We start from the raw sequence: 22,011 nt of genomic DNA on the forward strand, positions 1-22,011 counted from the left end.
GGGGTCCCCCTTCTGTCGGGGCCCCCCCACCCCCCGCGCTCTTGGGTGCGACCTGGTTTAACCCCGGGGGGGGGGGGGCGTCTGGCCCCCCCCCCCCCGACGTTCCCGAAGGTCTCAGCCCCAGAAACCGAAGCTGTACAGCAGTCCGTTGGTCGCCGCGATGGTGCCCAGGGCCAGCACCGCCCCCGTCACGAACGAGGTCCGTAGCGAGCGCACCAGGTACTCCAGCGCCACCAGGTTGTTGAGGATGAAGTAGCCGAGCATGGTGGCGTGCCCGAAGGAGTCCAGGCTCCACGGTTCGAAGTAGTACGCCGCGCCGGTCCACACGTCGGTCTCGGTGGTGAACCACGACCAGGCCAGGGCCGCGCCGTAGCCCAGCGGGATCTGGATCAGCGGGATGATCAGCAGCGGCAGCAGCTTGACGAAGCTCCACAGGCTCGGCCGATCGGCCCGTCGGGCCTCCGACTGGGCCCTGCGCGCCGCCTCCTGCTCGGCGCGCACCCGTTCACGGTGCGCGCGTTCGGCCTCCTGCCGACGACGCTGTTCCTCCTGCTGTTCCCGGGCCCGGCGCTGTTCCTGCTCCTGACGGCGCTGCTGCTCCATCTGCCGCCGGTAGCGCTCCTCCTCCGCGCGGCGCGGGTCCTGCGTGCCGCGGGAACCGCCGTACAGGTCGGCGTAGGGATCGTCTCCCCCGGCCTGGTCGAACCGTCGGGTGGAACCACCGTAGGGGTCGGCCGAGGCGGGGCCTCCCGCGCCGGGGAAGCGTTGCGTGGCCTGATCGCCCTGCTGCTGGTACTGCTGAGTCGGCTGGTATTGCTGGGTCGGTTGGTACCCCTGACCGGCGGTGGCCGGGTTCTCTCCGTTCTGCGGCATCATCCGGGTCGACTGATCGTCGCCCAGTGCCCCCGCCGCCGCGGCGCCCGCGACGGCTCCGGCGGCCCCGCCCAGAGCCGCGGCGCCGCCCGCCCCCAGCACCTCGGTGCGCTGGTGGCCGCCGGTCGCGCCGGGGTCCATGGCCGACGTCGCCAAGGCCTTGTTGACCTTGGCCACCTGCTCCTGGACGCCCATCATCACGGCCGGAGGCAGCCAGGAGGACCCGGCGTGCACGTCGCCCAGGTAGTCCAGGATCTCCCCCGGCCCCGGACGGCCCCGGGCGTCCTTGGACAGACAGGCCGCCACCAGATGGCGCAGCGACTCGGGCACCCCCGACAGATCGGGTTCACGGCTGATGATCCGCATCACCATCGTGGGCATGTTGCCCTCGCCGAACGGTCCGCCACCCGAGGCGGCGAAGGCCAGCACCGCGCCGTAGGCGAACAGGTCACTGGCGGGGGTGAGCTCCTCGCCCTGGACCTGTTCGGGGCTCATGAAGCCGGGGGTGCCGATCACCGACTGCGTCGCCGCCGTACCGTCGGTGGCACGGGCGATCCCGAAGTCGATCACGCGAGGGCCGTCCTCGGCCAGCAGCACGTTGCCCGGCTTCAGGTCACGGTGGATCAGCCCCACCCGGTGGATCTCCACCAGCGCCTCGGCCAGACCCGCGGCCAGCACGCGCACCGTCGCCTCGGGCAGCGGGCCGTGGGCCTGCACGGCCTCGTCCAACGGCAGGGAGGGGACGTAGGAGGTCACCAGCCAGGGCACCTCGTCGTCGGGTCCCGCGTCGATCACGGGCGCGGTGAAGGCGCCGCTGACCTGACGCGCGGCGGTCACCTCGCGGGCGAAGCGCTCACGGAAGGAGCGGTCCGCGGCCATGTGCGGGTGGATGCGTTTGATCGCGACCGCGCGGCCGCCGGCCGAACGGCCGAAGAACACCTGACCCATCCCACCGGCGCCCAGGCGCCCGATCAGCCGGTATCGGCCGATGCGCTCCGGATCGGTGCTCTCTAGCGGCCCCAACGTCCTCAACCTCCGGCTCTGCGGCGTCTTCCTACCGAACGGGGCCCCAGTCTAGGGCGTACCGCCCCCCTCCGAACCACCGTCGCCCACTGTGATCCCGGCCGTGTCCCCGCCCGGTGACGGCCGCGACCGCGCGGCGGTGACCGGCGCTCGTCCCGGCCCCTCGTCCGCGTCCTTGGCCGCTTACGGCCGTTCCCGGGAAAGCGCACCCCCGCCGGGCCCGGCGGGGCTAGGGTCGGGGCACATCGAGAGGACGGAGCACACCTTCGATGGGGATCCTCGACACCCTTCGCACCGACACCCGACTCCGCGCCGCGCACGGCCTGTCCTGGCTGGTCGCCCAGAGCGGTGACCATCCCAGCCGTCTACTGCACCATCCCTGGCGCGCCAACCCCTATCCGACCTATAGACGGCTGCGCTCTCGTGGAGACCTCACCCCCAGCCGACTGCCCTTCCACGCGGCCGCCACCCGGGCCGCCGTCGATCAGGTGCTGCGCGGGCGCGACTTCGGTGTCCGGCCGCCGGCCGACGTCGAGGTCCCCGGGCAGTTCGACCTTCTGGACCTGTCCTTCCTCCAGCGGGACCCGCCCGAGCACGGTCGGTTGCGTTCCCTGGCCCGCCCCGCCTTCTCCCCCAGACGGATGGCCGACTACCGGACGTTGATCGAGGACGTCGCCGAGGGGTTGCTGGACCGGGCCCTGGAGCGCGACGGTTTCGACCTGATGCGGGACTTCGCCCAGCCGCTGCCCATCGCCGTCATCAGCGGGCTGCTGGGCGTGCCCGAGCACGAGCGGGCCGACTTCGACCGGATCGGCGCCGTCATCGGGGCCTCCTTGGACGGGGCCCGTTCGGCGCGGCACCTCCAGGAGATCCGGGAGGCCGCGGCCGAGTTGGACGTCCTGCTCGAACGGCTGGTGGCCGAACGCCGTGCCCGTCCTGGAGAGGACGTGCTCTCCGCCCTGGTCGCCCACACCGACGAGGGCGGGCTGACCGCCACCGAGCTGAGCGCGATGTTCCGACTGCTGCTGGTCGCCGGGTTCGAGACCACGGTCAACCTCATCGGTAACGGGACGATGGCGCTCCTGCGGCACCGTGACACCTGGGAGCGTCTGGTCGAGGAGCCGGATCTGGTCGACAACGCCGTGGAGGAGATCCTGCGTTACGACTCCCCCGTCCAGCTCACCGGGCGGTGGGCCCACCGGGACACCGAGGTCCAGGGCGTGCCGGTGGCCGCCGGGCAGCAGGTGATGTGTCTCATCGGGTCCGCCAACCGCGACCCTCGGCACTTCACCGCCCCCGACCGGTTCGACATCACCAGGGAGAACGCGGGCGATCACCTCTCCTTCTCCGGCGGGGTCCACTACTGTCTGGGCGCTCCACTGGCCCGGTTGGAGGGGCGCGTGGCCCTGCGGGTCCTGAGCCGACGCGCCCCGGGGCTGCGTCCCACCGCGATGCCCACTCGACGTGACACCCTGACCGTGCGGGGGCTGTCCCGATTCCCGGTCGCCCCGGGGCGTTAGGGAGGAACGGGTGACGGTCAGGCGGAGCACCCCGCTCGTGGTGGGAGGGGTGGGCGTGGGTCTCGTCGTCATCGTCGCGGTACTGGCACTGGTCCTTCCCCGGGCGGAGGGAGGACCCGACCCGGGAGAGCTGCCCGCGCTGGCGGCCTCCCGGGGGATCGAGCTGGGCGTCGCCGTGGCGGTGGACCCGCTCCGGGACGACCCGGCCTACCGTGACCTGGTCGCCGATCACTACACCTCCGTGACGGCGGAGAACACCATGAAGTGGGAGCACGTCCAGCCCGAGCGGGGCCGTTTCGACTGGAGCGGCCCCGACACCGTGGTCGACTTCGCGGTGGAGAACGGTCTGGACGTGCGCGGCCACACCCTGCTCTGGCACAACCAGCAGCCCGCGTGGCTCTCGGAGGGGTCCTACGACGCCGACGGGCTGCGCGCGATCATGCGCGAGCACATGGAGGCGCTCCTGGGCCGCTATCAGGGCCGGGTCTCCTCCTGGGACGTGATCAACGAACCCTTCGTGGACGACGGGCCCGAGCTGCGCGGAAACCTGTGGCTCGACACCCTGGGCGAGGACTACATCGCCCAGGCCCTGACGATGGCCCACGAGGTGGATCCCGAGGCCGAGCTGTACATCAACGAGTTCAACGTCGAGGGTCCGGGGCCCAAGGCCGACGCCCTGTACGCGCTCGCCTCCGACCTTCTGGAGCGGGGCGTGCCCCTGCACGGCGTGGGCCTTCAAGGGCACTTCGTGCACGGCACGGTCCCCGACGACCTGGCCCGGAACATGGCCCGCTTCTCCGACCTGGGGTTGGACGTGGAGATCAGCGAGCTGGACGTGCGCATCCCCGAGCCCGTCACCGAGGCGGCCGTGGCCGCGCAGGGTGAGGAGTACCGTCGTGTCGTGGAGGCCTGCCTGGAGGTCGAGCGCTGTTCGGGCGTCACCGTCTGGGGTGTCACCGACGCCCATTCCTGGATCCCCGAATGGTTCCCCGGCCATGACGCCGCCCTGCCCTTCGACCCCTCCTACCGGCCCAAACCGGCCTTGAACGGAATGGCCGAGGCCCTGGGACGCCGACGTCGTCCCTCCTGACCCCCGCCCGCGCATCCACCACGAGGAAGACCTCTTGGACGAGATCACCCCCCGCCCCGTCACCGTGCCCGCCGGTCTGGTCAAGAGCCTCACCGGGTTCTTCGGGGCGGACTGGGTACGTTCGCTCCCCCTGCTGGCGGCCCGCAGGATCGACCGATGGGAGCTGACCGTGACCGGAGCCCCCATGCACGGCGCCATCGCGCTGGTCCTTCCGGTCCGCCGTCCCGACGGCACCGACGCCGTGCTCAAGCTCCAGCCGCTCGACGAGGAGACGGCGGGTGAGCCGATCGCGCTGCGGGCGTGGGACGGCGACGGCGCGGTCCGGCTGCTGGACCACGATCCCGAGGACGGGTCGCTGCTGTTGGAGGCCCTGGATTCCGGGCGCGATCTCGACGGCCTCCCGCTGGAGTCGGCGTTGGAGGAGATCGGTGCCCTGCTGGCGAGGCTCTCCGCCCATCCGGCTCCCCCGGGGCTGCGCGATCTGGGGGAGGTCACACGCGACATCGTCGTCCAGGGGCGCCGGCGGCTGAGGGAGATCGAACCCGAGGGACGCCCGACGTTCGCGGCGTGGATCACCCTCGCCGACGAACTGGCCGACGAGGCCGGTGACCGTCTGATCCACTGGGACCTGCACTACGACAACGTGCTGTCCCCTCGCCCGGGCGAGGAGGATCCCCGTCGGGGCGCGTGGTTGGCCATCGACCCCAAGCCGCTGGCCGGCGACCCCTGCTTCGATCTCCTGCCCGCGCTGCGCAACCGATGGGAGGAGGCCGAGAGGAGCGGCGATCCGGTCGGCGCGGTGCGGCGCCGGTTCGACGTCCTCACGGCGGCCGCCGGCCTGGATCGTGACCGTGCCCGCGCCTGGACCCGGGTGCGGATGCTCCAGGATTGTCTGTGGATGGACGAGGGGCGGCACCGGATCCCCCGAAGGTACGCCGCCGTCGAGAGCGCCCTGGAAAGTCGTTAGGCGACCTGTCCTGTGGTCGGGAGCGGGCTTCGACGGTGTTCGGTGGGGGTCACCCCGCGTACGCGTTTGAAGGCGGCGCTGAGCGCGAAGGCGGTGGAGTAACCGACCCCTCGTGCGATGGCGTCCACGGTCTCGTCGGTACCGCGCAGTCGTTCCGCGGCCAGGTCGACCCGCCACTCCGCCAGATAGGTCATCGGCGGGGTGCCGACCAGGGCGGTGAAGTGGCGGGCCAGGGAGGCGCGCGAGACCCCGCAGTGCTCGGCCAGGGAGGCCACGGTCCAGGGGTGGGCGGGCCGGTTGTGCATCAGGCGCAGGGCCCGGCCCACGATCGGGTCGGCCATGGCCGTGTACCAGGCGGGAGGGCGGACGCCGGGTGAGGTGAACCAGGCGCGCAGGCGGGAGATCAGGGCCAGGTCCAGGAGGCGGTCCAGGACCAGTTGTTGGCCGGGGGCCGGGCAGTCGATCTCCTCCTGGATGAGTGCGCCCAGGCCGTCGTGGCAGTGATCGGCGGGGACCATCAGGACCGGGGGCAGGGCCGAGAGCAGGCGTCGGTTGAGGTCTCCGGCCACCTCGTAAGAGCCGCTGAGGAGAAGGTCGGGGGCGTCCGTGGAGGTTCCGTAGGTGCGCAACCCCAGGTCGGCCTCCTCGGTCAGGGGCGCGCCGTCCGGACCCAGGCACCGGTTCCCGTCCAGGACGACGCAGCTGGTGGGGGCGTCGGCGGGGTGGGCGATGGTGTGGGGGCCGGGCGAGCGCAGGATGGCGGTGTCGCCGGTGGCCAGCTCGAGGGGCGTGCCCTCTTCGGGGACGATCCAGGCCCGTCCGCGCACCATGGTGACCAGGGTCAGCGGTGAGTCGTGGGCGAAGCGGACCCCCCAGGGCGGGTTCATGATCGATTTGCTGAACAGGGCCCCTCGGGCCCGGACCCCGTCCAGGAGGTCGGAGAGTACGTCCATCCCTCGATCGTAGACGTTCGAATATCGTCTTGAGCTCATGAACCATGGATCGTCTCAATCGGAGACGGTTGACTCTGTTCCATGACACAGAACAAGGAACAGCGACCGATCCTGGTGACCGCCGCGACGGGCATGACGGGAAGCCGTGTGGTCGCCGGACTGCGCGCACGTGGACACGAGGTGCGGGCGGCCTCGCGCTCCTCCGAATGGCGCTTCGACTGGAACGACACCGACACCTGGGACCGGGTACTGGAGGGCGCCGGCGCGGTGTATCTGGTCCAGAACGACGAGAACCCCAGGGTCCCGGAGTTCGCGAAGCGCGTGAAGGCGCTGGGCGTGGAACGGATCGTCCTGCTGTCGGCCCGGGGGATCGACGAGCCCGACTACTTCGAGGACGTGACGGGGACCCCCTCGCACCTGAGGGCGGAGGAGGCGGTGAAGGCCGGCGGAACGGAGTGGACGATCCTGCGGCCGGGCTGGTTCGCGCAGAACTTCGACGAGGGCCTGCTGGCGGACGGGGTCCGCTCCGGTGTGCTGCGGTTGCCCACCGCGGAGGGCGCGGTCACCTGGATCGACGCCGAGGACATCGCCGACGTGGCCGTGGCCGCCCTGACCGGGGAGGGTCACCACGGGCGGACCTACGAGCTGGGAGGCCCCCGGACCTCGACCCTGGCCGAGGCGGTCGGTGAGATCTCCGCGGCCCTGGGCCGCGAGGTGCGCTACGAGCCGGTGTCGGTGGAGGAGTACGTCGAGGGGCTCACGAAGGAGGGCTGGTCCGAGGCCGGCGCCCGCGAGATGGTCGTGGCGCTCTCGGCCATCCGGCGCGGCCGGGAGGCCCGGATCTCCCCCGGTGTCCGGGAGGCGCTGGGGCGCGGTCCCCGCGACTTCTCCGAGTACGTCGCCCGGACCTTCCGACGGGACGGGGAGGACTCATGACCTCCCGGGACGCCGCCGCCTCGGGGGTGTGGAAGGCGTAGGCCATGAGTAAGGGGTGGTGCCCGAGGAGCGGGGTCTCGGGCACCACCCCTCAGTCGTCCGCCGGGCTCGAGGTCCGTGCCGGTTCCTCCTCGAGCGCGAACCGACTGAGGACCCCGGAGGCCAGGCCCGCGGCGGCCAGGGACATCAGTGCCACCGGCAGGGACGCGACGGTGGCGATCGCCCCGACGACCAGTGGGCCACCGGCGTCGCCGATCTCCCGACCGAGTTCGGCGTTGCCCATCGTGCGGCCCATCCGTTCCTCGGGGGTGACGTCGGCCAGGTGGGCGAAGGCCAGCGGGGTGACCGCTCCGAGCATGAGGCCTATGGTCACGGCGCAGACGAACAGCGTGACGGCGTTGGGGAACAGGGCGAGGAGGATCAGTCCGGCGGCGGCGAGGGCGAGACCGGCCGGACCACCGGCCCGGGTGGTGATCCGGCGTTCGTCGCGCATCCGTCCGATGAGCGGCTGGAGGAGGGTCGAGACGAGCGCGAGCAGCGCGACGGCGCCGGCCCCGACCATCGGGTTCAGACCGAACCGGGTGGCCAGCAGGGGAAGGAAACCGACGGCGACGCCGAGGATCGCGGTGGTGGTGGCGAGCAGCAGGGTGGGGACCAGGAAACCGCGTTCGGTGGTCTGCCGGACCAGGTCGGCGACGGTGTACCGGGGGCGGGGCACGACCGGCAGTGCGGGGACGGAGGCCAGGACCCAGACCGCGGCGACGGCGGCCAGGATCGCCAGCGCCAGGTAGAGGGCCTCGATGCCCCACACGTAGGCCAGTCCCACGCCGATGATCGGGCCCAGGACGTAGCCGAGGCTCTTCCAGGCGCCGTAGCGACCGAAGGAGCGTCCCAGACGTTCCTTGCCGGCCAGCCGCGCGACGGCGGCCGAGGAGGCCGGCGAGAAGGCGGAGGCCGCCGCTCCCTGGCCCAGGCGGGCGAGGGCCAGCACGAGCGGGGTCGGCGCGAGGAGGGCGAGCAGGGAGGCCGCGGAGAAGGCCGCCAGTCCGCCGATGATGACGGGCCGCGCCCCGATCCGGTCGCTGAGCGCCCCGAAGATCGGTTTGAGGATCACCTCGGCCACGTCGTACAGGGCCAGGACCAGTCCGAGCTTGAGCAGCGACAGGCCCAGATCGGCGCTCTCCACCCCCAGGACACCGGCGACGCCGTGGGCGCCGAAGGCGGTGGTGAAGCCGGCGAGGTACAGGGGCGCGACCGAACGCGCCGTCGAAGAATATGTCACGTCTACGAATGTAACACCTGTTACTCAGACCTGTTCGACCGGTCGCCGCCCTCTTTCCCGTGAGCGACAGTCGACCGAGGGCATGCCCGGGCGACCGCCCCGATATCCGGTGTTACGGTCGATCCCGTGACGGACGATGCGATGCCGTGGGCCCTCGCGGTGGTACAGGTACCGGCCCGACCCTCTCGACACCGGGTCGCGGTCTGGCGTGAGCTGCGGCGCGCCGGAGCCGTGCCCGTGTCCCAGGGCACCTGGGCGCTGCCGGCGACGGAGGCCTTCCGCGAGGCCGTGGACCGCGCCGCCGAACTGGCCTCGGCCGGCGAGGGTCGGGTCCTGGTCTACGACGTCGATCCGCGCGACGCCGCGGCCCGCGCGTTCCTGGTGGACGCCTACACCGAGGCTCGCGTCGACGAGTGGCGCGAGTTCCTGGCCGACTGCGGCGAGTTCGAGGACGAGATCACCAAGGAGATCGGCAAGGAGAAGTTCACCTTCGCCGAGCTCGAAGAGGAGGAGCAGAGCCTGGACCGGCTGCGCCGCTGGTTCCGCGACCTGAAGCGGCGCGACGTCCTCGCCCTGCCCGAGGCCCGGACCGCCGCCGACCGGCTGCGCGTCTGCTCGGAGACGCTGGACGACTACGCCGAGCGCGTCTACGCCGCCATGCGCGGCGAGACGGCCGACGGCCCCGCCTAGAAGGGCTCCGGAACGGGGGCTCGGGCACAGCCCCTCGACCGCGCTTCCCCGACTCCCGCGCCGAGCCCCGAGAACGAGGAAATTCTTCGGACACGGCACACTCTTCCCTGTTTCGATACCACACGCGCCAGTGCACTTCGACACACCGAAATAACGAGACAGGAAATTTTTCCTGTGATAGATTTCGAGAAGTTGCAGTAGTGGCCCGATGGATTTTCAACTCTTCGGCGATCACCGCGGTGACGGAAAATCGTCATCCGCGGTTTTCTTCATGCTCCGAACGAGAGGCGCCCCTATGGCGACCGGCAAGGTCAAGTGGTTCAACGCGGACAAGGGCTTCGGCTTCATCGAGCAGGACGGCGGCGGCCCCGACGTCTTCGCCCACTACTCGAACATCCAGGCCACCGGCTACCGCGAGCTGGCCGACGGCCAGGCCGTGCAGTTCGACGCCGTCGCCGGGCCCAAGGGCCCCCAGGCCGAGAACATCACCCTGATCTAGGGAGCCCCGGCTCCTCCAGCGGTGAGGTCCGCCCTCCGGGCGTCGCACCCCACCGCTTTCTCTTTTCCGTCGATTTCTCAGCCGTGATTCTCCGACCGGCATCGACGGTCATCGCGCCCCGGAATTCTTCACCCCGGCGCGGTCATCCGATCAATTCATCCGGCGTACCCGGTTCCCCCTGCGAGGCCAGAAGGCCCCCCGGCGAACACCGCCGGCGAAAGGCCATATATGAGTCATCCCTCCCACACCGGCACAAGCCGCGGTCGTCACTCCCAGGGGTACGGCCGGCAACGTCCTCAGGGCGGTCGGCGTCCTCGCTTCGACGGGCGTTCCCGAGCCGGGGGCAACGCCTTCGGAGAGTTCGCTCTTCCGGTCACCGTCACCCCCGCGCTCCCACCGGTGACCTCCTTCGAGGCGCTGGACATGCCCGCGCCGCTGAAGCGGACCCTGGCCCGCCAGGGCCTGACCGTCCCGTCCGAGATCCAGGCGGCGACCCTGCCCAACTCCCTGGCCGGGCGCGACGTGCTCGGCCGCAGTCGGACCGGTTCGGGTAAGACCCTGGCCTTCGGCCTGGCCCTGCTCGCCCGGCTCGAAGGGCGTGCCGTCGAACCCCGCCGTCCCTTGGCCGTGGTGCTCGCGCCCACCCGTGAGCTGGCCGGACAGGTCGCGGATTCACTGGAGCCCTATGCCCGTTCGGTGGGTGCGCGCACGGTCACCGTCGTCGGCGGTATGCCCATCCACCGTCAGGCCCGCGCCCTTCAGCGAGGTGTCCACCTGGTCGTGGCCACCCCCGGGCGTCTGCGCGACCTGATGGAGCGGGGCGACTGCGTCCTGGACCGGGTGGAGTCGGCGGTCCTGGACGAGGCCGACCAGATGACCGACATGGGGTTCATGCCCCAGGTCACCGCGATCCTCCAAGAGGTCCCGGCCGACGGTCGGCGCATGCTGTTCTCGGCGACCCTGGATCGTAACGTCGACACGCTGGTCCGTCGTTTCCTGAACGACCCGGTGGTCCACTCGGTCGACGCCTCCGAGGGCGCGGTCTCCACCATGGAGCACCACGTCATGCACGTGTCGCTCATGGACAAGCAGGCCATCGCCACCCGGATCGCGGCCCGTGACGGTCGGGTGATCATGTTCCTCGACACCAAGCGCGCCGTGGACCGTATGGCCGATCACCTGCTGGCCAACGGGGTCCTCGCCGCGCCTTTGCACGGTGGCCGGAGTCAGCCGCAACGGAACCGCACCCTCGACCAGTTCAAGCGAGGGGACGTCACGGCCCTGATCGCCACCAACGTGGCGGCCCGCGGCATCCACGTGGACGGATTGGACCTGGTCGTCAACATCGACCCGCCCACCGACCACAAGGACTACCTGCACCGGGGCGGACGCACGGCCAGGGCGGGAGAGTCCGGCAGCGTGGTCACGCTCGTACTACAGAACCAGCGACGGGACATGACCCGGTTGATGAGCCGGGCCCGGATCGAGCCGCATACCGTGCGGGTGAACGCCGAGGATCCGGAACTGACCAGGGTGACCGGGGCCCGTGAGCCCTCGGGGGTGCCGGTCTCGGTGCCCACCGCGGCGCCCCGCGCGCCACGTCGTGCCCCCTCCTCGCGCGGGCCGCGACGACGACCGCGCCGCTGAGACGGGTATGACACGCGGGGTCGGAGAGATCTCCGACCCCGCGTGTCGGAGGGGCCGGCCCTCGTGCCCTGACGCGGCCCCTCCCCGGTTCACCCGTTACGGGGTCCGTCGCCCCAGGGGTCGGCCGCCATCACCGCCTGCTCTCCGGCGCGCGCGTGCAGACCCATCGCCGCCTCCGCCCCGAAGCCGTCCTTGTCGAGGACGCGGTCGAGCACGATCCGGTGCTCGTCCAAAGCGCTCTCGAACGCCTTCGGGCGTCGCGAGGGCCCCGCAACCAGGCGGTGGTAGGCGAGCTGGTCGGTCAACCGTCGATGCCGGTGGACCAGGCTCGTGTTGTCCGCGCCGAGCACCACCAGGTCGTGGAACTCGTGGGTCAGCCGCGCGCAGGTGTCCAGTTCCCCCTCGGCCAGGGCCCGGCGGGCGCACGAGAGGTTCTCCTCCAACAGCTCGACCTCGACGACGCTCCCCCGCCCGGCGAGCAGGCGCGCGCCCAAGCCCTCCAGCACCTCCTTGATCTGGAACAGCTCGACGACCTCGCGTCGGGAGAGCCCCCGCACGAAGGTGCCCACCCTCGGTCGGATCTCCACCAGCCCATCGACCTGGAGCTGCTTGAGGGCCTCACGGACGGGGGTGCGGCTGGCTCCGTAGGCCTCGGCCAGGGCCACCTCCGACAGGGCGTCGCCCGGAGCGTGGAGACCGCCGGTGATCGCCCGACGCAGTTGCTCGACGACGCGCTCCTGGGTGCCCAGGGGGAACTCGACGGGCTTGCGCACGCCCACCTCCTCACTCTCTTGCATGGCACAGAACATAGGAAAGTCGGCGTTCGAACGTCAAACAACACGAAACCCGGGGCGACACAACCCCTTTCGCCTGGGATTTCTCCCACAGAGTCTTATTTTGACGGTGCCCGAACGGGAAACTAAGCTCGCCTGCCATGCAAGAAACCCTGTACCTACGTCCTCCTCCGGCCGGACCCGACCACCGTCGACGGTGGTTCGGATGAACGCCTCCGCCCGAACCGGGAACGCCACCCGGTCCGGGAAGGGTCTCGGGAGCGTCTTCTGGACCTCCCTGGCGATCTCCCTCGTCTTCGTGGCCTGGGGTGTGATCGCCCCCACCCACCAGATGTCGGTGATGAGCGTCGCACTGGACCACATCACCCGCGGTTTCGGGTGGGCCTACCTGCTGCTGCCGCTGATCCTGCTGGCCTTCCTGCTCTTCCTCGCCTTCAGTCGCTTCGGGCGGATCCGTCTGGGCTCCGACGACGACCGTCCGGAGTTCGCCACCCACACCTGGATCGCGATGATCCTGTGCGCGGTCATGGGCATCGGCCTGGTCTCCTACGGCATCGCCGAACCCGTCTCCCACATGTGGGAACCGCCCCACGGCCTCGCCGAACCGGGCACACCGCAGGCCGCCGTGGTGGCCATGCAGTACTCGTTCTACGACTGGGGCCTGCACGCCTGGGCGATCTTCGCCGTCTTCGGCCTGGCCATCGGCTACTCGATGCACCGTAAGAAGCGCCCCGGCCTGGTCAGCGCCCTCTTCCGGCCGCTCCTGGGCCGTCACGCCGACGGCCCGGCGGGCAAGGCCATCGACGTCTTCACGGTCTTCGCGACCCTGTTCGGCACCACGACCTCCCTGGGTCTGGGCGCGCTCCAGATCGACAACGGGCTGAACCGCCTCCTGGGGACCCCGACCGGCACCACGACCCAGGTCGTGATCGTCGTCGCGGTGACGGTCCTGTTCAGCCTGTCCGCGGCCTCCGGCATCAAGCGCGGCATCCGCTACACCAGCGAGGTCAACCTCTCCATCGCCTCGGTGCTGTTCCTGTTCGTCCTCCTCCTGGGGCCGACCTCGTTCCTGGTCTCGCTCTTCCTGGAGTCGGTGGGCCTGTACGCGAACGACTTCCTCGTGATGAGCCTGCGCGGTCCGGCGTTCGGGGACATCGGCTGGATGCAGGGCTGGACCTACTTCATGATGGCCTGGTGGGTCTCCTGGGGCGCGTTCGTCGGGATCTTCCTGGCCCGCATCTCCCGAGGCCGCACCATCCGCCAGTTCGTGCTGGTCGTCCTGGTCATGCCCAGCGCGGCGTTCTTCACCTGGTTCGCGGTCTTCGGCGGCGCCGCCATCGACCTCGACATGAACCACGGCACCGATATCGCCGGAGCCACCGCGGCCGACATCAACAGCGCCTTCTTCGCGACCCTCGCGGAGTTCCCGCTGCCGACGGTGACCACCGCTCTGGTGGTCGTCCTGGCGGTGCTGTTCTTCGTCTCGGGCGCCGACGCCAACACGTACGTGCTCGGCATGATCACCACGCACGGCGCCGTCAAGCCGCGCACCCCGATCCTGCTCCTGTGGGGTGCGATGACCGGGGTCCTGGCGGTGATCCTGCTGCTCTCCGGCGGTCTGGCCGCCCTCCAACAGACGGTCATCGTCGCCTCGGCGCCGTTCCTGGTCGTCATCGTGGGAGTGGTCGTGGCCTTCTGGCGCGACCTGCGTTCCGACCCCGCAGTCGCCGGGGGGTCGGAGGCCGCCCCGGTGGTCGAGGAGGAGCCGGAACCGGTCCACTGATCGAAACGCCGTAACGGCGGCGCGGACGTGTCGTGCGCACGAGGGCGCGGGGGTTCCTCCCCCGCGCCCTCGTCGTTCACTCGGCGACGGTGATACCGAGCGAGGCCAGGATCATGCCCGACTGCGTCGGGGAGATGGTGGCCCCGCGCAGGTGACCCGCCTGGTCCAGGGGCAGCTCGCCCAGATCGGCGCCGCGCAGGTCGGCGCCGGTGAACCGGGCGTTGATCAGGTTGGCGCCGCGCAGCCGCGACTCCACCCACACCGTCTCCCGCAGGTCGGCGGAGGCCAGGTCGGCCTCGTCCATGCGCAGCCCCTCCAGGGTCCGACCGCGCAGGACCAGCCCCTTGCAGCGCGCCAGCATCAGGTTGCACTGAGAGAAGCTATAGCCGATCCCCCGCAGCGAGGTGAGGCCCGCGCCGGTCATCCGGCAGCCGGAGAAGACGGTGTCGGTGAGCAGGGCGCCCTGCCAGCGGGTGTTGGCCAGGTCCATCCGCTCGAAGCGGGTGTCGGTGCACTCGGAGTGCGCGAAGGAGGCTCCCGAGGCGCTGCCGCCGGTGAACACCGCGCCCTCCAGTTCGGCTCGGTCCAGGCGCGCCCCGTCCAACCGGCAGTCGATCAGATGGGCGTCCACCAGGGCGGCGTCGCGCAGATCGGCCCCGCTCAGATCGCAGCGGGTCAGGACACGGGGCCGTCCCGGGTCGCGGGACAGGGCCTCGCGCAGATCGAGGTCGGACAGGTCGGCGTCGGTGGTCTCGGCTGTGGCGAGAGGATCGGTGCTCACGCACCGGACCCTAGCGGCCCCCTCGGACGAAAGCGGCTCAGTCCCGGAGTTTGAGGGCCAGGAACAGATCGACGCGGTGTTCGAGACTGCTCAGGTCACGTCCGGTGAGCTCCTCCACCCTGCCGATGCGGTAGCGCAGGGTGTTGACGTGCACGTGCATCGCGGCGGCGCAGCGCTGCCAGGAACCCGAGTGGGCCAGGAACCGTTCCAGGGTCTCGACCAGGTCCGAACGGTGGTCCCGGTCGTAGGCGATCAGCGGGCCCAGGAGACGTTCCCGGTAGGAGGTCTGCACCTCCTCGGGGACCGAGGCCAACAGCAGTTCGTGGGAGTCGATCTCGGCCCCGGCGATGACACGGGAGCGTCCGCCGCGCAGCTCGGCCAGCCGACGGGCGTGCCGGGCCTCCACCGCCGCGCCGCGCAGTTCGGTGATGCCGCGCGCCGCCGAGCTCAACCCGACGACCAGCCGGTAGTCGAGCAGGCCGGCGTCCAGGACATGGGCGCGGTGGACCAGCTCGTTGCGGATCTCCTCGCCCCGTTGCCGGATGTCGTGGTCTCCGCCCTCCACGGGGATGATCGCCAAGGCGTCGTTGTCGCCGGTGACCACCGCGGCGGGGTGGTCGGCGACTAGCTCGGCCAGCACCCGGCGGGACAGATCGGGGACCCTGGGGTCGGGCAGCATGACGGCGCTGACCACCACGTGCGCGCGGTCCTCGGGCACGGAGCCGCCCTCGGCCCCGCGTATCAGCTCGGCGACCTCGTCGAAGCGCTGGGCGGCGAGCAGACGGGGCAGACCCTCCAGATGCCGGGCGGTGGTCAGGGCCCGCTCCTCGGCCCGGCTGCGGGCCAGGACCCCGATGGAGACGAGTTCGGCGACCGTCTCGTGCTCCTCCTCGCTCCAGTCCCGGTGGTCTCCGGCGACCACCATCCACCAGCCGGCCAGCGAGTGCGTCTCCCTGGCCCGCACCGGCAGGACGGTGATCGCGCGCCCGTTCTCGCCCTCGTCGGGGAAGCGCAGGGTGCGCGGGAAGGCGGACCAGGTGAGCGCCTGGGCGGCCAACCGTTCGCGGTCCTCGACGGGGAGGGGCCCACTGGAGGAGGCGATGTGCCGGCCGCCGGAGGAGATCACCCAGGCCTCGAGACCGGCCTGGGTGGCCGCCGAGGAGAAGGCGCTCGGGAAGTCGGCGCCGGAGGCGACCTCGGCCATGAGACGACGGTGCCGGTCGCGGGTCTCGGCGATGGTGGTGAAGCGGCGCTGGGTGAGGGAGCGCAGCACCTCCTCGGTGACCGCGCCGAAGGAGGTCTCGGTGGGGATCTCGATGAGCGGGATGTCGTGGGCGCGGCAGGCCTCGATCAGGTCCGGGGGGATCTCGCCCAGCGCCCGACCGGCGCCCACGGCCAGCGAGCCGGCGGAGACGATCGAGGAGACGAAGGTCTCGGAGTCCTCCGGTCGGGTATGCCACATCATGCCGGTCAGCACGAGCTCCCCGCCGCGGAGGTAGCGCGCGGGTTCGAGCAGGTCAGTGGTGTAGGCCCACCGGATGTCACGGCGGGCGTGCTCCTCTCCCGACAAAAACCGCAGGCGCAGTCCCTTGACGGCGAGGAGTTCACTGATCTGCATGGACTTCCTTCACGTTCGGGTGGGCGTGTCCCACCGGTGATGCCTACGTGTCGGGACACAGTGTGTCCCACGATGGGGGTGGTGAACAGCGGAGTAACGGTCACACGATGCTCTCATCGTCACCACTTGGAGGAAACGACCAAAGGCCGCCGTTCGTTCCGGGATCACTTCATGTCATCACCGGATGGTGATCGTCGACCCTGAGTGGTGTACTTCACAAGATCGCCCGCTATTCGAACGGATCGCCGGATTTCACGAGAGGTCGCGTCGACGTGACCGCGACCGGACCACTGCGCAGGACGAGGACGAGCATGGAATTCCTGAGGCCATCCACACTGGTGGAGGCCCTAGAGGCCAGGAGCGCCCACCCCGATGGAGTGCCCATCATGGGCGGCACCGACGTGATGGTGGAGTTGAACTTCGACAAGCGCCGCCCCTCGGCGTTGATCGATCTGACCCGGGTACCGGAACTGGCGGAGTGGGGCGTGGACGGCGACCGCACCCGACTGGGCGCCGGTGTCCCCTACACCAGGATCATCGAGCACCTGTCGGGGCGCGCCCCCGCGTTGGCCAAGGCCTCACGGTCGGTGGCCTCCCCCCAGATCCGCAACCGCGGCACCGTCGGCGGCAACCTGGGCGGGGCCTCCCCCGCCGGTGAGTGCCACCCGCCCCTGCTGGCCACCGACGCCGAGATCGAGCTCGCGTCGGTGCGCGGCACCCGCAGGGTCCGGGCGCGCGACTTCTATCTGTCGTTCCGCGAGACGGCGCTGCGCGCGGACGAGCTGATCACCGCGATCCTGCTGCCCGCGCCCACCGGCCCGCAGCAGTTCGCCAAGATCGGCACCCGTAACGCGATGGTGATCGCGGTGGCCAACTTCTCCTTGGCCCTGGACACCGAGAACCGCAGGGTCGGCACGGGTGTGGGCTCGGCCGGTCCGACGCCGTTCCGCGCCGAGGCCGCCGAGGAGTTCCTGGAGGCCGAGTTCGACTGGGAGGACGGGCGGCCCCTCTCCGAGGCCGTCGTCACCAGGTTCGGCGAGCTGGTGGCCGCCGCCGCCCGTCCCATCGACGACCAGCGCGGCAGCGCCGCGTACCGCAGGCACACGTTGGCCGTCATGGCGCGTCGTGCGCTGAGCTGGTCCGTCACCGACTACCGGAAGGGGTCCACGCGATGCGCGTGAGTTTCAACGTCAACGGCGAGGACGTCACCGCCGACAACGTCTGGCCGGGCGAGAGCCTGCTGTACGTGCTGCGCGAGCGGCTGGGGCTGCCCGGCAGCAAGAACGCCTGCGAGCAGGGCGAGTGCGGTTCGTGCACCGTCTACTTCGACGGGGTGACCGCCTGTTCGTGCATGATCGCCGCCGGCCAGGCCGAGGGGCGCGAGGTGCGCACCGTCGAGGGTCTGGCCGAGGAGCCGGGCAAGGGCGGCGACCGCACCCTGAGCACGGTGCAGGAGGCGTTCGTCGAGGCCGGGGCCGTCCAGTGCGGGTTCTGCACCCCGGGTCTGCTCGTGCAGACCGACGACCTGATCGAGCGGACCGTGGGCGCGGGACGCGCGGCGCCCGACGACTCCGAGATCCGTGAGGCGCTGGCCGGCAACCTGTGCCGCTGCACCGGATACGAGAAGATCATCGACGCGGTCCACCTGGCCGCCGAACGCCGCGCCGCGGCCGGGAGCACCTCATGAGCAACGTGATCGTCATCGAGGGCGCCCACGTGGTGACCGTGGACGGACCCGAGTACGCGAACGGCCACGTCGTGGTGCGCGACGGTCGTATCGCGGCCGTGGGCGCCGGGCCCGCCCCCGCCGTGGAGGGCGAGATCGAGCGGATCGACGGTCGGGGCCTCGTGGTCACGCCCGGTCTGGTCAACACCCACCACCACCTCTACCAGTGGGCGACGCAGGGGTTGTTCGCCGACGGCACGCTCTTCGAGTGGTTGGTGGGTTCCTACGAGATCTGGCACCGACTCGACGCCGAGGTGGTGTCGGGGACGACGTCGGCCGGGCTCGCCCACCTGGCGCTGTCCGGCTGCACGACAGCCTCCGACCACCACTACATCTACCCGTCCGGGCGCGGGGACATCGTGGCCGCCGAGGTGGAGGCCGCCCGCGAGGTCGGGATCCGGCTGGACCTGGCGCGCGGTTCGATGGACCGGGGCAAGAGCCAGGGCGGACTTCCACCGGACAGCGTGGTGGAGACCCTGGAGGGGGCCCTGTCGGGGACCGCCGCCGCCATCGACACCCACCACGATCCCTCCTTCGACTCGATGACCCGGATCGCGGTGGCGCCCTGCTCGCCGTTCTCGGTCTCGGGCGAGCTGATGACCCAGGCCGCGGAGCTGGCCCGGGACAAGGGCGTACGGCTGCACACCCACCTGGCCGAGACCCTCGACGAGGAGGAGCAGTGCCTGGCCGAGTTCGGCTGCACCCCCGTCGAATACGCCGAACGGCTCGGCTGGCTGGGCGAGGACGTGTGGTTCGCGCACGCCGTGCACCTGTCGGACGAGGCGATCGGCCGGATCGCGGCCACCGGCACCGGGGTCGCGCACTGCCCCACCTCCAACGCCCGCCTGGGCGCGGGGATCTGTCGGGTCACCGAGCTGTTGGAGGCCGGCGCCAAGGTCGGCCTGGGTGTGGACGGTCCCGCCTCCAGCGAACTGTCGACGATGGCCGGCGAGATGCATCAGGCCCTGCTGATGGCCCGCGCCCGCAAGGGGCCCAAGGCGCTGTCCGCCCGCCGCTCCCTGGAGATGGCCACCCTGGGCGGGGCCAAGGTGCTGGGCCGCGACCGCGAGCTGGGCTCGGTGTCGGTGGGCAAGGTCGCCGACCTGGCGCTGTGGCGGGTGGACGGCTTCGGCCACAACGTGATCGACGACCCTGTGGTGGCGATGGTGTTCGGCCCGACCCCGCCGCTGGAGCGGCTGATGGTCGGCGGGAACACCGTCGTCGACCGCGGTGAACTGCGCACCCTCTCCGCCGAGACGGCCTCCGCCCGCGGCCGCGAGGCGCACCGGCGTCTGACCCAGGAGGTGAACCGCTGATGGCGACGACGACCCGTACCGTCACGGACCTGACCAGCACCACCAAGGACGGGGTGGGCGCCAGCCCGCGCCGGCCCGACGGGACCTTGAAGGTCACCGGAGAGTTCGCCTACTCCTCCGACATGTGGATGGAGGACATGCTGTGGGGGGCGACCCTGCGCAGCCCCCACCCGCACGCGAGGATCCACGGCATCGACGTCACCGAGGCGCTGAGGCTGCCCGGCGTGTACGCGGTGCTCACCCACGAGGACGTCCCCGGGGAGAAGCGGTACGGCCTGGAGTACCAGGACCAGCCGGTCCTGGCCTTCGACAAGGTCCGCTACAAGGGTGAGGCCGTGGCGATCGTGGCCGCCGACCACCCCGAGACCGCGCGCCGGGCCCTGGAGCGGATCGAGGTCGACTACGAGGTCCTGCCCCCGGTGAGCGACTCCCGACGGGCGGCACTGGACCCCGAGTACCCGCTGGTGCACGAGAAGGGCGAGCTGCCCGAACACCCCGAGTACAACCAGAGCGGCAACCGGGTGCGCTACCAGCCCATCCGCACCGGCGCCTTCGCCGAGTCCCCCTCCTCCCAGGAGGCGCACCGGGAGGCCCTGGAGCGGCTGCGCGCCGAGGCCGACGCCGTGGTGACCACCGAGTACGAGGTGGGCATGCAGGACCAGGCCTTCCTCGGCCCGGAGTCGGGGATGGCGATCCCCGCCGAGGACGGCGGCGTGGACCTGTACGTGGCCACCCAGTGGTTGCACGTGGACCAGCGCCAGATCGCCCCGGCCCTGGGGCTGCCCCAGGAGAAGGTGCGGCTGACCCTGGCGGGCGTGGGAGGAGCGTTCGGCGCCCGCGAGGACCTGTCCATGCAGATCCACGCGTGCATGCTGGCCCTGCGCACCGGCAAGCCGGTCAAGTTCGTCTACAACCGGGAGGAGTCCTTCTACGGACACGTGCACCGCCACCCGGCCAAGATGCGCTACGAGCACGGGGCCAAGGCCGACGGCACCCTGCTGTACGCCACGTTGGAGATCATCGTGGACGGCGGCGCCTACGCGTCGGCGACCCCCGCCGTGGTGGGCGTGGCCTCCTCCCTGGGGATCGGCCCCTACGAGGTGCCCAACGTGCTGGTGGACGCCTATGGCGTCTACACCACCAACCCGCCCTGCGGCGCCATGCGCGGCTTCGGCGCGGTCCAGGCCTGCTTCGGCTACGAGTCGCAGATGGACCGGCTCGCGAAGGAGTTGGGCATGCACCCGGTGGACCTGCGGCTGAAGAACGCCATGGCGCAGGGGTCGCGGATCATCACCGGCCAGGAGATCGACATGCCGCTGCCGATGGCGGAGATGTTGGAGCGGTGCCGTGACCTTCCCATGCCGGTGGAGCGCACCGAACTGGAGGACCCCTCCGACCAGCGCACCCTGCCGGGCGGCGTCGCCGGGACCACACGCGGCGAGGGTGTCGTCCGCGGCGTGGGATACGGCCTCGGCCTCAAGAACCTGTGCTTCTCGGAGGGGTTCGACGACTACTCCACCGCGCGGGTCCGGCTGGAGATCGTCGCCGGCGAACCGGTGGTCCTGGTGCACACGGCCGCCGCCGAGGTCGGCCAGGGGCTGGTGACCATCAAGGGGCAGATCGCCCGCACCGAGCTGGGTGTGGAGAAGGTGGTCATCGCCCCCTCCGACACCCAGGTGGGTTCGGCCGGTTCGTCCTCGGCCTCGCGCCAGTCGTACATGACCGGTGGCGCGGTGCGCACCGCGTGCGCCTCGGTGCGCGCCGAGGTGTTCGAGCTGGCCCGGCGCAAGGGGTTCGTCCCCCAGGGGCGCGAGGACGTCGAGCTGGCGTTGGAGGGCGGCAAGGTCGTCTCCGCCGTGGACGGCGTCCTGGTGTCGCTGGCCGAACTGCTGGGCGAGTCCGCCGAGAACGGCACCGTGGTCGAGCGGACCCGCGAGTACCACCACCGTCCCACCGAGATGATCGACCCCGAGCTGGGTCAGGGCAGCTCGCACACCCAGTTCGGGATGTGCGTGCACCGCGCCGTCGTGGACGTGGACGTGGAGCTGGGCCTGGTCAAGGTCGTGGCCCTGGACGCGGTCCAGGACGTGGGCAAGGTGATGCACCCCCAGCAGCTCGCCGGACAGATCCAGGGCGGCTCGACCCAGGGCCTGGGTCTGGCCCTGATGGAGGAGATCCAGGTCAAGGACAGCGAGATCCGCAACCCGTCCTTCACCGACTACCTGATCCCGACCATCCTGGACACCCCGCCGATGCGCATCGACGTGCTGGAGCACCCCGACCCGCACTCCCCGTACGGGCTGCGCGGCGCCGGCGAACCGCCGACGCTGTCGTCCACGCCCGCGATCGTGGCGGCGGTGCGCGACGCGACCGGACGGCCGCTGACCCACGCCCCCGTGCGCCCCGAGGACATCGTCGGTATCGACCTGTAGGTCCTCTCCCGGGAGGGGCGGCGCCACCCGCGCGCCCCTCCCCCTCTCTCCTCCCGCCCCGGTACGACCGACGTCATCGGC

The 22,011-nt window shown here is 71.1% G+C and carries 18 protein-coding genes; 12 read left to right on the forward strand and 6 right to left on the reverse strand.

What is annotated here, in order from left to right; translation table 11 throughout:
- Positions 1-114 precede the first annotated feature (114 nt).
- The gene (locus U9J66_RS02950) at positions 115-1,896 is read right to left on the reverse strand and encodes a serine/threonine protein kinase (protein WP_042281671.1); all 1,782 of its coding nucleotides are present in this window, start codon (positions 1,894-1,896) and stop codon (positions 115-117) included.
- A 269-nt stretch (positions 1,897-2,165) separates the two neighbouring features.
- On the opposite strand from U9J66_RS02950, the gene U9J66_RS02955 reads away from it, so the two are divergent.
- From U9J66_RS02955 to U9J66_RS02965, 3 genes are read left to right on the forward strand one after another with little or no spacing between them, the layout of a single operon-like run.
- Positions 2,166-3,416, forward strand: a complete 1,251-nt coding sequence (locus tag U9J66_RS02955) for a cytochrome P450 (protein WP_326336946.1) — start codon at positions 2,166-2,168, stop codon at positions 3,414-3,416.
- A gap of 10 nt (positions 3,417-3,426) precedes the next feature.
- Positions 3,427-4,506 carry an endo-1,4-beta-xylanase gene (locus U9J66_RS02960; protein ID WP_326336947.1) on the forward strand — a complete coding sequence of 360 codons (1,080 nt, stop codon included), beginning with the start codon at positions 3,427-3,429 and terminating at the stop codon, positions 4,504-4,506.
- A gap of 34 nt (positions 4,507-4,540) precedes the next feature.
- On the forward strand, positions 4,541-5,473 hold the full coding sequence (locus U9J66_RS02965) for an aminoglycoside phosphotransferase family protein (protein WP_326336948.1): 933 nt from the start codon (positions 4,541-4,543) through the stop codon (positions 5,471-5,473).
- Here the strand turns inward: U9J66_RS02965 and U9J66_RS02970 are convergent.
- Positions 5,470-6,426 (reverse strand): AraC family transcriptional regulator, encoded by a 957-nt coding sequence (locus tag U9J66_RS02970; RefSeq protein WP_326336949.1) that lies wholly within the window; start codon positions 6,424-6,426, stop codon positions 5,470-5,472. The two genes, U9J66_RS02965 and U9J66_RS02970, sit on opposite strands and share 4 nt — an antisense overlap.
- 81 nt (positions 6,427-6,507) lie before the next feature.
- On the opposite strand from U9J66_RS02970, the gene U9J66_RS02975 reads away from it, so the two are divergent.
- Positions 6,508-7,362 carry an NAD(P)H-binding protein gene (locus tag U9J66_RS02975; protein WP_326336950.1) on the forward strand — a complete coding sequence of 285 codons (855 nt, stop codon included), beginning with the start codon at positions 6,508-6,510 and terminating at the stop codon, positions 7,360-7,362.
- Between the two features lie 91 nt (positions 7,363-7,453).
- On the opposite strand, the gene U9J66_RS02980 is transcribed toward U9J66_RS02975, so the two are convergent.
- Positions 7,454-8,644, reverse strand: coding sequence for an MFS transporter (locus U9J66_RS02980; RefSeq protein ID WP_326336951.1), 1,191 nt, complete (start codon positions 8,642-8,644; stop codon positions 7,454-7,456).
- Positions 8,645-8,770: 126 nt separating this feature from the next.
- Here U9J66_RS02980 and U9J66_RS02985 point away from each other — a divergent pair, with 126 nt between their 5' ends.
- The 3 genes from U9J66_RS02985 (at position 8,771) to U9J66_RS02995 (ending at position 11,480) form a co-directional block, all read left to right on the forward strand.
- A complete protein-coding gene (locus U9J66_RS02985; protein ID WP_326336952.1) occupies positions 8,771-9,334 on the forward strand; it encodes a Chromate resistance protein ChrB in 564 nt (187 codons plus the stop codon).
- Between the two features lie 295 nt (positions 9,335-9,629).
- Positions 9,630-9,833 carry a cold-shock protein gene (locus U9J66_RS02990; RefSeq protein WP_014913247.1) on the forward strand — a complete coding sequence of 68 codons (204 nt, stop codon included), beginning with the start codon at positions 9,630-9,632 and terminating at the stop codon, positions 9,831-9,833.
- A 228-nt stretch (positions 9,834-10,061) separates the two neighbouring features.
- Positions 10,062-11,480, forward strand: a complete 1,419-nt coding sequence (locus U9J66_RS02995) for a DEAD/DEAH box helicase (RefSeq protein WP_326336953.1) — start codon at positions 10,062-10,064, stop codon at positions 11,478-11,480.
- A gap of 89 nt (positions 11,481-11,569) precedes the next feature.
- Here U9J66_RS02995 and U9J66_RS03000 read toward each other — a convergent pair whose 3' ends face one another.
- Positions 11,570-12,277, reverse strand: a complete 708-nt coding sequence (locus U9J66_RS03000; RefSeq protein WP_326336954.1) for a GntR family transcriptional regulator — start codon at positions 12,275-12,277, stop codon at positions 11,570-11,572.
- 202 nt (positions 12,278-12,479) lie between these two features.
- Here U9J66_RS03000 and U9J66_RS03005 point away from each other — a divergent pair, with 202 nt between their 5' ends.
- A complete protein-coding gene (locus tag U9J66_RS03005; RefSeq protein ID WP_014911033.1) occupies positions 12,480-14,057 on the forward strand; it encodes a BCCT family transporter in 1,578 nt (525 codons plus the stop codon).
- A gap of 76 nt (positions 14,058-14,133) precedes the next feature.
- On the opposite strand, the gene U9J66_RS03010 is transcribed toward U9J66_RS03005, so the two are convergent.
- A complete protein-coding gene (locus U9J66_RS03010) occupies positions 14,134-14,838 on the reverse strand; it encodes a pentapeptide repeat-containing protein (RefSeq protein ID WP_326336955.1) in 705 nt (234 codons plus the stop codon).
- A gap of 37 nt (positions 14,839-14,875) precedes the next feature.
- Positions 14,876-16,456: a PucR family transcriptional regulator gene (locus U9J66_RS03015; RefSeq protein ID WP_326336956.1), complete on the reverse strand. Its 1,581-nt coding sequence runs from the start codon at positions 16,454-16,456 to the stop codon at positions 14,876-14,878.
- A 311-nt stretch (positions 16,457-16,767) separates the two neighbouring features.
- Here U9J66_RS03015 and U9J66_RS03020 point away from each other — a divergent pair, with 311 nt between their 5' ends.
- The 4 genes from U9J66_RS03020 to U9J66_RS03035 are packed head-to-tail and all read left to right on the forward strand — an operon-like array spanning position 16,768 to position 21,930.
- Complete coding sequence (locus U9J66_RS03020; protein ID WP_026125040.1) at positions 16,768-17,637, forward strand: FAD binding domain-containing protein; 870 nt, start codon at positions 16,768-16,770, stop codon at positions 17,635-17,637.
- Positions 17,628-18,143, forward strand: coding sequence for a (2Fe-2S)-binding protein (locus tag U9J66_RS03025; protein WP_014908753.1), 516 nt, complete (start codon positions 17,628-17,630; stop codon positions 18,141-18,143). Before U9J66_RS03020 ends, U9J66_RS03025 begins: the two co-directional genes overlap by 10 nt.
- Complete coding sequence (locus U9J66_RS03030) at positions 18,140-19,498, forward strand: 8-oxoguanine deaminase (protein WP_042281689.1); 1,359 nt, start codon at positions 18,140-18,142, stop codon at positions 19,496-19,498. The genes U9J66_RS03025 and U9J66_RS03030 overlap by 4 nt, the downstream gene beginning before the upstream one ends.
- A complete protein-coding gene (locus tag U9J66_RS03035) occupies positions 19,498-21,930 on the forward strand; it encodes a xanthine dehydrogenase family protein molybdopterin-binding subunit (protein ID WP_014913255.1) in 2,433 nt (810 codons plus the stop codon). Before U9J66_RS03030 ends, U9J66_RS03035 begins: the two co-directional genes overlap by 1 nt.
- Positions 21,931-22,011: the final 81 nt, after the last annotated feature.

Origin of the sequence: Nocardiopsis sp. LDBS1602, from assembly GCF_035818715.1 — a bacterium.
In the GTDB taxonomy this organism is placed as follows: domain Bacteria; phylum Actinomycetota; class Actinomycetes; order Streptosporangiales; family Streptosporangiaceae; genus Nocardiopsis; species Nocardiopsis alba.

Bases quoted from the DNA above. Each gene is read 5' to 3' on its own strand.
- U9J66_RS02955 (WP_326336946.1), top strand. From the start codon at position 2,166: ATGGGGATCCTCGACACCCTTCGCACCGACACCCGACTCCGCGCCGCG.
- U9J66_RS02970 (WP_326336949.1), bottom strand. From the start codon at position 6,426: ATGGACGTACTCTCCGACCTCCTGGACGGGGTCCGGGCCCGAGGGGCC.
- U9J66_RS02975 (WP_326336950.1), top strand. From the start codon at position 6,508: ATGACACAGAACAAGGAACAGCGACCGATCCTGGTGACCGCCGCGACG.
- U9J66_RS02990 (WP_014913247.1), top strand. From the start codon at position 9,630: ATGGCGACCGGCAAGGTCAAGTGGTTCAACGCGGACAAGGGCTTCGGC.
- U9J66_RS02995 (WP_326336953.1), top strand. From the start codon at position 10,062: ATGAGTCATCCCTCCCACACCGGCACAAGCCGCGGTCGTCACTCCCAG.
- U9J66_RS03000 (WP_326336954.1), bottom strand. From the start codon at position 12,277: ATGCAAGAGAGTGAGGAGGTGGGCGTGCGCAAGCCCGTCGAGTTCCCC.
- U9J66_RS03005 (WP_014911033.1), top strand. From the start codon at position 12,480: ATGAACGCCTCCGCCCGAACCGGGAACGCCACCCGGTCCGGGAAGGGT.
- U9J66_RS03015 (WP_326336956.1), bottom strand. From the start codon at position 16,456: ATGCAGATCAGTGAACTCCTCGCCGTCAAGGGACTGCGCCTGCGGTTT.
- U9J66_RS03020 (WP_026125040.1), top strand. From the start codon at position 16,768: ATGGAATTCCTGAGGCCATCCACACTGGTGGAGGCCCTAGAGGCCAGG.
- U9J66_RS03025 (WP_014908753.1), top strand. From the start codon at position 17,628: ATGCGCGTGAGTTTCAACGTCAACGGCGAGGACGTCACCGCCGACAAC.
- U9J66_RS03030 (WP_042281689.1), top strand. From the start codon at position 18,140: ATGAGCAACGTGATCGTCATCGAGGGCGCCCACGTGGTGACCGTGGAC.
- U9J66_RS03035 (WP_014913255.1), top strand. From the start codon at position 19,498: ATGGCGACGACGACCCGTACCGTCACGGACCTGACCAGCACCACCAAG.